This window comes from Caldisericum sp., from assembly GCA_022759145.1.
Lineage (GTDB): Bacteria > Caldisericota > Caldisericia > Caldisericales > Caldisericaceae > Caldisericum.
Genome location: JAEMPV010000096.1, coordinates 1 through 3,617, shown reverse-complemented (window position 1 = coordinate 3,617; position 3,617 = coordinate 1). Strand labels below are relative to the sequence as shown.

The 3,617-nt window shown below is 35.7% G+C and carries 3 protein-coding genes; all 3 read right to left on the bottom strand.

Features of this window, described 5'->3' with window-relative positions; genetic code table 11:
• Nucleotides 1–166 precede the first annotated feature (166 nt).
• On the bottom strand, nt 167–670 hold the full coding sequence (locus JHC30_06115; protein ID MCI4463726.1) for a PEGA domain-containing protein: 504 nt from the start codon (nt 668–670) through the stop codon (nt 167–169).
• A 15-nt stretch (nt 671–685) separates the two neighbouring features.
• Nucleotides 686–2,557 (bottom strand): serine/threonine protein kinase, encoded by a 1,872-nt coding sequence (locus JHC30_06110; protein ID MCI4463725.1) that lies wholly within the window; start codon nt 2,555–2,557, stop codon nt 686–688.
• An 81-nt stretch (nt 2,558–2,638) separates the two neighbouring features.
• A partial coding sequence (locus tag JHC30_06105) for a copper amine oxidase N-terminal domain-containing protein (protein ID MCI4463724.1) occupies nt 2,639–3,617 on the bottom strand: 979 nt, incomplete at its 5' end.

Sequence of the window (3,617 nt, the reverse complement as noted above, 5' to 3'; positions counted from 1 at the left end):
CTTGCACAGTTCTTAAATAATTCTTGCTTCTAATATTTACTATTTCCTATAGATAGGACCTCCACTCTTATTTTTCAACTATTATGCATTAATCCATTTTTGCTTAAACTGAGAGCCTCCAGAACTCAATATCCCATACTTTTTGTATTATTCACCTCCCAATACATCAAGGTAATTTTGCAAGGCTAATTAGAGGCAAAGTCTTTGTCTCGCCATCTTTTATTGTAAATTCTCCATAATATTCCAAATATCCTTCTTTTGTCACTTTTATCTCATGATGCCCTGGTTCTATTTTGTAAAAGAAAAGTGGTGAGAGACCAACTTCTATGCCATCTATATAAACTGTTGCATAAGTAGGGTTTGTAGATATATTTACTGTGGCTGTTTTACCTAATTTCATAAGCGGCTGATTTATGGAGTATTGTTTGTTTTCTGTTATTTTGACTGTTTCTGTGTAGTCAAGATATCCAGTTTTTGTTATTTTTACTGTATATGTCCCCACTTTAAGATTTAGTTTTATAGGTGTTATCCCCTTATAACTATTATCAACATATACTTTCGCCCCTGTTGGATTTGAGTTCACTGAATGAGTGCCTGTTTTTGGTGTAGTGGTAGTAGAGGATGAGGTAGATGTAGAAGTAGTTGAAGATTTCTCCAGAGCAATATTCACAGTCTTCGATGTATCTTAAGAGCTTAAAGTTAAAGTTTGAGAGAACTCTTTATAGCCATCTTTTATGAGTTTTAAAGTATATGTTCCTGCCTTCATGCTGTAGTTTGCTATAGGTGTTGCTCCTATTTCTTTTCCATCAATGTATACTTTTGCACCTGCTGGATTTGAACTTATTGATACAGGGATATCCTTTTCGGCTGTAGTAGTTGATGTCTTTTCTTTTAATGTATATGACAAGGTTTTGCTTTCTTTTTCTTTTATGTCGATAGTAGCGTTGCTATCAAGATATCCTTCCTTTGTAAGTTTAATAGTATGAGTCCCTGGTTTTGTACTAAATTCATTTAATGGTGTTATACCAACCTTAACTCCATCAATATATACTTCAGCCCCTTGAGGCTCAGAGGAAATAGAAAGATACGCCAATTGAGGAGTGATATTATTTGTATTTGTTGTGCTTTGTCTATTGTTCCCTTTTATGATAAAGAAACCAAGAACTAACAGCATAATAATAGATAAAACTGCAATAAGTGGCTTTAAAGAACTTACCTTATTCTTGCTTCTGCTCCCTATAGGAATTGTCTCTTTTTCTTCAGGTTTTACAGAAATCTTTGGAGATTCTGCATTAGATAGTTCCTCTGATTTATTTTCTTTCGTCATCTTCACCGTTTTTTCCTCTGAAGAGGTAATTTCCTCTCTTTGTTCTTCATGTGGTATCTCTTCCTTAACATCTACTTTTGGTATGGCAACAGTATCCTCTTCTGACAACCCCTTTTCATTAACCTTTTCTTTCTTAAGCCCAAGCTCGGGCTGAAGTTTAAAGAAAACCTCGTGCGCTTTTTTGGTTAATGGTATTTCTAAATCATCTGTTTTTACCTTATATCCGGGCGAGACGAGTAATATCTTATGTTTTCCAAATGATACTTCTGTGTCTTCTAACGGTGTTACTCCAATATATTCTCCATCGAGGTATATTTCTGCCCCCTCAGGCTCCGATCTCACTGTAAGTTTGCATTTCTTCTCCTCAACATATGATGAAGCAATCATATGTTCATAATCCTTATCTTTAAACAACTTCAAATCCTGTATAACTTCATCCATTGATTGGTATCTATCATTTGGATCTTTTGCAAGCATCTTCAATATTATCTTCTCAAGATATACTGATATCTTCGGATTCTTTATTCTTGGTCTTGTAGGATAAGAATGCACATGCTTGTATGCAACACCAAGAGGAGTATCTCCCTTGAAAGGTATATCTCCTGTGAGCATCTCATAGAATACAATACCAAGAGAGTAGATATCCGTCCTTTGATCTACATCACTTGTCTCAGAGAACTGCTCAGGGGACATATACTCAGGTGTCCCAAGGGATACCCCAGTCTGTGTAAGTTTTGTCCCTGATACTGCCTTTGCAATGCCAAAGTCTGTTATGTATGCACTCTCTCTACTCTCATCGTAGAGTATATTGCTTGGCTTAACATCCCTGTGTATTATGTTATGCTTATGTGCATATGATAGTGCATCTGCAACCTGCATTACAATATCAATAATCTTATCAACATCCAATAACTTATCTTTCTTATCACTTATTAACTCTTTTATTGTCCTTCCCCTTATGTAATCCATTACAATGAAGTACTTATTCTCATATATTCCTGCATCGTATATCCTCACAATATGTGGATGCTGTAATGCTATCATTGTCTTTGCTTCCCTTGTAAACCTCTCAACAAATTCCCTATCCTGCACAAAATATTCTGGAAGCACCTTTATTGCAACATATTCCTCAAGGAAAGGATGCAATCCCTTATAGACAATAGCCATTCCACCTCTGCCTATCTCCTCTATGATCTCATACTTGTCAATTTTCTTAACATTATCAGGCATCTTATCCTCCTTTTTAATTTTACTAAAAAGAGGTAAAAAGTTAAAATTAATTTCGATAAAGGTTTACAATAATTCTATTTTTTATCCTCCATATGTTATCGTAATTGTTTGTGTATTAGGATCCCACTTAACATCACAACCAAGATTTTCAGCAACAAATCTCAGAGGTATCATTGTCCTTCCATTGATAATCTCAGGATATACCTTCGTATTTGATGCATCAATGAATTTCTGAACCCCATTCACATATGCATTAGGATTACCAATTTGAAATATGAGATGATTATTCCCTAATATAATATCTACTCTCTTTTCATCAGGATTCCACTGGACTGTTCCTCCCAATGCTTCAATGATTGTTCTTATTGGAACAAGCGTCCTCCCATTCTTAATGATAGGAGGAGAATCAAGATATCGTGTCTCCCCATTAACTGCAAAGGCAGAATTACCTACTTGAAGGACAATAACTATTTGATTTATCTCTTTCTCAAAACTTGCTTCAATTGTATGATTGGCTGTAACATTCTGAAATGTATAAGTTGATACTGCACCAACCGAAACTCCATCAACTTGGACATTTGAAATCTTATACCCAGAATAAGGAGTTATTGTGAATGTTTTTGATTCTCCATAGTTAACTGAAATAGTTCCTGATGGCGATATATACCCACCAGAACCTGCTGAGGCGGTGATTGTGGGGTTTACGTCAAATGAGTTGCTTGTGCCTGTTTTACCTGAGTAAGTTGCAGTGATTGTAACACCTGTATTGGCAGTAGGGATTGTAACCTGAAAGTTAGAAAGAACTCCGTTAACAAAGTTTGAAGTGGTTGTTGGAGATATTGAGCCTTTGTTAACAGAAAGATTAATTGATGAGTTAAATCCTGTGTAAGTATTACCATACTGATCTTTTGCAGTGATTGTGACGGTGAAAGAAGTATTTGCTACCTTAGGGGATGATATTGGAGAAAACTCAAAGTGGTCAAGCATAGGAGCGTTAGGCTGAACAACCAGTGTAACATCATATGTATGAGTCTTTCCTCCACCTGTTCCCTGGATTGTG

Bases quoted from the DNA above. Each gene is read 5' to 3' on its own strand.
- JHC30_06110 (MCI4463725.1), bottom strand. From the start codon at position 2,557: ATGCCTGATAATGTTAAGAAAATTGACAAGTATGAGATCATAGAGGAG.